We start from the raw sequence: 5055 nt of genomic DNA, 5'->3' as shown, positions 1-5055 counted from the left end.
GGACTCGGGGGCGCGGTGGTTGTGGGCGACGTCGGGGGCGCCGAGAGCGTCGGGTCGCCGCCGCCCTCACAGGCGGAGAAGGCCAAGGCCCCGGCGAGGGCCGTGGCAGCCACGGCGAGCCGGCGCGGGCGGTGAGCACGCGGCATACGGAAATCTCCTCCCCTTCTGGCCGGATCCCGGCCCGTTCTTCCCAACCCTGAGCCATGTCGTTCGATCTCGCCACCGGAGAGCAGCCCTCCTGTGGATAAGCAACGGCGGACGGGGCCTTGTGACCGGCATCACCACGTCGACCCTGCATCGCCCCTGAAGGTGCAGGTGATTGACTACCCCGCATGCCAGAGGTGCAGGTCAACGGGATCCAGCTTCACTACGACGAGCAGGGGTCGGGTGAGCCGATGCTGCTGATCATGGGGCTCGCCACTCAGATGATCGCGTGGCCGCCGCCGATGCTCGATGCCTTGCAGGCCAAGGGCTTCCGCGTGATTCGCTTCGATAACCGCGACATCGGCCTGTCCACCAAGACCGACGCCCCGCGCCCCCGACGCAAGGACGTGCTCGCGGCGGCCGCGAGCGCGCGCTTCGCCAAGTCTGACTATCTCCTCTCGGATATGGCGGACGACGCGGCCGGCCTGCTGGATGCGCTCGGCATCGAGTCCGCACACGTCGTCGGCGTCTCGATGGGCGGGATGATCGCCCAGGAACTGACGATCCGGCATCCCGAGAAAGTGCGCTCGCTCACGTCGATCATGTCCAACACCGGCAACCGGCGCCAGGGACGACCGGCGACGACCTTCCTGCCTGCGCTGCGGCGTTCGATGATGGCGCCGCCAGCGGAGACCCTCGACCAGGCCGTCGACATGGGGGTGCTGGCCTGGCGGCAGATCTCCGGGCCCCAGTTCGACGAGCAGGAGATCCGCAGCCTCGTGCGCGCCGCCGTCGAGCGCGACCCGGACCCGATCGGCCGGGTGCGCCAGTTGCTGGCGATCAACGCCAGCCCCGACCGAACCCCGGCGCTGCGCAAGGTCACCGCACCCACCCTGGTCATCCACGGCCTTCTCGACCGCCTCGTCACGCCGAGCGGCGGCATGGCCACGGCCAAGGCGGTGCCGGGCTCGCGCCTGCTGATGTTCCCGGACATGGCGCACGACCTGCCGCGCGGCCGGATCCCCGAGATCGTCGATGCCATCACCGCGAATGCCGCTCGGGCGGGCCAGGCCGCTCCGGCCGCAGCGTCCGCCTGACGCGCCCGCTGCGTATCGCCCGGGCTGACGCACCCGAGCGCCACGACCCGCGCCCCCGGAACCCAAGATCCCGCGGCACAGTCCGCCCTATACCTGGGGCGGGCGGTCGAGGATCAGGCGGGCGGGGCCGAGTGGCAGACCGCCTCGATGTTGTTGCCGTCGGGGTCGCGCACGAAGGCGCCGAAGTAGCCGGGGTGATACTCCGGCCATAGACGTGGCGCGTGCAGGCTTTCGGCACCCATCTCGATGGCCTTGTCGTAGAACGCTTTCACCATGTCGGCGTCGGGCGCCGCAAACGCGACGTGCATCTCGCGGTTGGGCTCGGCCCCCGGCCACCGGCTGATCCAGAACTGCGGGTGATCGTCGGAGCCGTAGCCTATGGCCACCCCGAAGTCCATGATGCGCGTTTGCCCCAGCACCCCGAGGACCGCGTCATAGAACGCCGTGCTCGCGTCGAAGTCGGAGCAGTTGATGCCGAAGTGATCGATCATGACCCGATCCTGGCACCCCCCGCCGACAACGGCACGCAAGGGGTGCCGCATAGGGTGGGCACGGCATACGGCAAGCCAACAGTGGAGACGGGAAGAACTATGGCCACGTGGACCGCCGGCGACGTTCCGGACCAAACGGGGCGCACCTATGTCGTCACGGGCGCCAACTCCGGGATCGGCCTGGAGGCGGCAAAGGTCTTGTGCGGCAAGGGCGCTCATGTCGTCTTTGCCTGTCGCAATGTCGCGAAGGCGGACGCCGCGCGGGCCGGGATCGGCGGCAGCCACGAGACCCGTGAACTCGACATCTCTGACCTCGACTCGGTGCGCGCCTTCGCCGCCGGGATCGCTGGCCGCCCCATCGACGTCCTGATCAACAACGCCGGAATCATGGCCGTCCCCAAGGCGCTCTCGGCGCAGGGCCACGAAATGCAGTTCGCCACCAATGTGCTCGGGCACTTCCTGCTGACCCAGGTGGTCTTGCCCCAGCTGACCGACCGTGTTGTGACGCTGTCATCGCAGATGCACCGGATCGGCAAGATCGACGTCCACGATCCCGATTTCGAGCAGCGCCGCTACCACCCGTGGGTCGCCTACGGTCAGAGCAAACTCGCCGACCTGATGCTGGCGTATGAACTGCAGCGTCGCCTCACCGCGGACCGCTCGCCCCTGCGCTCGATGGCCGCGCATCCCGGCTACTCCGCGACCAACCTGCAATCGCATTCGGGCTCCCTCCAGTCCACGGTGATGGGCCTGGCCAACCGGCTGCCGTTCGTCGCCCAGCCGGCGGCCCGTGGCGCCCTACCCACCTTGTATGCCGCGACCGTCCCCGATCTGCCCGGCGGAAGTTACATCGGACCAGACGGCATCGGTGAGATGGGCGGGCACCCGCGACCGGTGGGCTCCAGCGCGGCGTCGCACGACCGGGTCGTCGCGCGGGAGTTGTGGGAACTCTGCGAACGGTTGACCGCGCCCGGCTCCTGACCGCGCAGTGCGCCACGGCATACGCTGGGCTTACCCCGTCAAACCGCGACGCGGGCGCGCCGTCACCCCCCGTCGACGTCGAGGAGGACGTATGCGTGCGCTGGTCAAGATCGCGGCCGGGCCCGGCCTGGAACTCATCGAGGTCCCCGAGCCGCGGTGCGGCCCCAATGACGTCAAGATCCGCGTCCTGCGTGCCGGCCTGTGCGGAACCGACCTGCACATCCACGATTGGGACGAGTGGGCAGCCGCTACCGTGCGTGCCCCGCAGATCATCGGGCACGAGTTCTACGGCGAGATCGTCGAGATCGGCGAGGACGTCCCGGCCGGTTCGGTCAGCGTCGGCGACCGGGTCTCCGGTGAGGGACACATCGTCTGCGGGCACTGCCGCAACTGCCGCGCCGGCCGAAAACACCTGTGCATCAACACGATCGGCATTGGCGTCAACCGCGACGGCGCCTTCGCCGACTACGTGGTGATCCCCGCGAGCAATGCCTATGTCCAGCCGGACACGATCGACCCGGACCTCGGCGCCGTCTTCGACCCGCTCGGCAATGCGACCCATACGGCGCTGCAGTGGCCCATGGTCGGTGAGGACGTGCTCGTCACCGGGGCCGGCCCGATCGGGGTGATGGCGACGGCCATCGCGCGGCATGCCGGCGCCCGTCATATCGTCGTCACCGATCTGTCCGACGTCCGCCTCGAACTCGCGGCCGGGGCCGGCGCCGATCTGGTCGTCAACTCCGGCCGCCAACGAATCCGCCCGGCACAGCAGGATCTTGGCATGCGCGAGGGCTTCGACATCGCGCTGGAGATGTCCGGCGCGCCCAGTGCCGTCACCGAACTCATCGACAATATGAATCATGGCGGGCGAGTGGCGATGCTGGGCCTGCCCAAGAGCCCCTACCCCGTCGACTGGGGCAAAGTCATCACGCACATGCTGACGATCAAGGGCATCTATGGCCGGGAGATGTTCGACACCTGGTATCACATGGGTGCGATGTTGCAGACGTCCGCCGTGCTCACCGAGGCTGTGCGCTCGGTGATTACCCATCGCGTTCCCGCACCGGACTGGGCCGACGCCTTCGCCATCGCCCGCTCCGGGCAGTGCGGCAAGGTCGTCATGAATTGGGAGGTATGACCGTGTACGCAACAGTCCGCGACGAACTCGCCGCGACGCTCGAGGAGATCCGTTCGGCCGGGCTCTACAAACCCGAGCGTCGATTGACCTCGCCGCAGTCGGCCCACATCGCGACAACAGCCGGGGATTCGCTGAACTTCTGCGCCAACAACTATCTCGGCCTCGCGGACCACCCCGACATCATCGCTGCGGCGCGAAATGCCTTGGACGAGTGGGGGTTCGGGATGGCGAGCGTTCGCTTCATCTGCGGCACCCAGACCCTGCACAAGGACGTGGAAGCCGCGCTGTCGGCTTTCCTCGGCACCGACGACACCATCCTCTACTCCTCCTGCTTCGACGCCAACGGCGGCGTCTTCGAGGTGCTCTTCGGCGAGGGCGACGCCATCATCTCCGATGAGTTGAACCATGCCTCGCTCATCGATGGCATCCGGCTGTGCAAGGCCGCGCGCTATCGCTACCGCAATGCCGATATGTCCGACCTGCGGGGCCAGCTCGTGGCGGCCCGGGATGGTGGGGCGGAGCGCATCGTCGTCGTCACCGATGGCGTCTTCTCCATGGATGGATCCTTCGCGCCGCTGGGCGAGATCTGCGACCTGGCCGAGGAGTTCGGCGCGATGGTGATGGTCGACGACTCGCACGCGGTCGGCTTCATCGGAGCGACCGGCGCCGGGACGCCGGAGCTGTTCGGCGTCCGCGATCGGGTCGACATCGTCAGCGGGACACTCGGCAAGGCCCTGGGCGGCGCCTCCGGCGGTTACATCAGCAGCCACCAAGAAGTGGTCGATCTGCTACGCCAGCGCTCGCGGCCCTACCTCTTCTCGAATGCCGTTGCTCCCTCGGTCGCCGCCGGCTCACTGGCCGCTCTGAGGCTGGCCACGTCGGCCGTTGATGCGCGAAAGCGTTTGCAGGACAATGCTTCCTTATTCCGCGCCCTGATGGATGAGGCGGGTTTCGAGCTTCTGCCGGGCGAGCACCCGATCGTGCCGGTGATGTTCCGGGGCGAGGACGGGGCCAGGCTCGCCGCCGAGATTGCCGACGACATGCTCAGCCACGGGGTCTATGTCATCGCCTTCTCCTATCCGGTGGTGCCCAAGGGTGCGGCACGCATCCGGGTTCAACTGTCCGCCGCGCACAGCCCCGAGGATGTGCGCGCCGCGGTGAGCGCATTCACCGCGGCGCGCGAACGGCATACGGGCTAGGGGCT

General features: G+C 68.2%; 5 protein-coding genes. 4 read left to right on the top strand and 1 reads right to left on the bottom strand.

The genetic code is table 11. The features are described 5' to 3' along the window. Positions 1 to 332 precede the first annotated feature (332 nt). Positions 333 to 1241: an alpha/beta hydrolase gene (locus PKH97_RS11095; protein WP_324387472.1), complete on the top strand. Its 909-nt coding sequence runs from the start codon at positions 333 to 335 to the stop codon at positions 1239 to 1241. A gap of 113 nt (positions 1242 to 1354) precedes the next feature. Here PKH97_RS11095 and PKH97_RS11090 read toward each other — a convergent pair whose 3' ends face one another. Further along, entirely contained in the window at positions 1355 to 1732 is a 378-nt protein-coding gene (locus PKH97_RS11090) for a VOC family protein (RefSeq protein WP_324387471.1), read from the bottom strand. Here PKH97_RS11090 and PKH97_RS11085 point away from each other — a divergent pair. The 3 genes from PKH97_RS11085 (at position 1721) to PKH97_RS11075 (ending at position 5050) form a co-directional block, all read left to right on the top strand. Then, positions 1721 to 2713: an oxidoreductase gene (locus PKH97_RS11085; protein WP_324387470.1), complete on the top strand. Its 993-nt coding sequence runs from the start codon at positions 1721 to 1723 to the stop codon at positions 2711 to 2713. The two genes, PKH97_RS11090 and PKH97_RS11085, sit on opposite strands and share 12 nt — an antisense overlap. A gap of 91 nt (positions 2714 to 2804) precedes the next feature. Continuing rightward, positions 2805 to 3851 carry an L-threonine 3-dehydrogenase gene (gene tdh, locus PKH97_RS11080; RefSeq protein WP_324387469.1) on the top strand — a complete coding sequence of 349 codons (1047 nt, stop codon included), beginning with the start codon at positions 2805 to 2807 and terminating at the stop codon, positions 3849 to 3851. 2 nt (positions 3852 to 3853) lie between these two features. After that, positions 3854 to 5050, top strand: coding sequence for a glycine C-acetyltransferase (locus tag PKH97_RS11075; protein WP_324387475.1), 1197 nt, complete (start codon positions 3854 to 3856; stop codon positions 5048 to 5050). Positions 5051 to 5055: the final 5 nt, after the last annotated feature.

The organism is Nostocoides sp. (assembly GCF_035343835.1).
GTDB lineage: Bacteria > Actinomycetota > Actinomycetes > Actinomycetales > Dermatophilaceae > Nostocoides_A > Nostocoides_A vanveenii.
The sequence above is the reverse complement of the archived record's forward strand: the minus strand, read 5'-3'. Positions and strand labels throughout refer to the sequence as shown.

Coding starts and splice junctions, on each gene's coding strand:
- PKH97_RS11095 (WP_324387472.1), top strand. CDS start 333: ATGCCAGAGGTGCAGGTCAACGGGATCCAGCTTCACTACGACGAGCAG.
- tdh (WP_324387469.1), top strand. CDS start 2,805: ATGCGTGCGCTGGTCAAGATCGCGGCCGGGCCCGGCCTGGAACTCATC.
- PKH97_RS11090 (WP_324387471.1), bottom strand. CDS start 1,732: ATGATCGATCACTTCGGCATCAACTGCTCCGACTTCGACGCGAGCACG.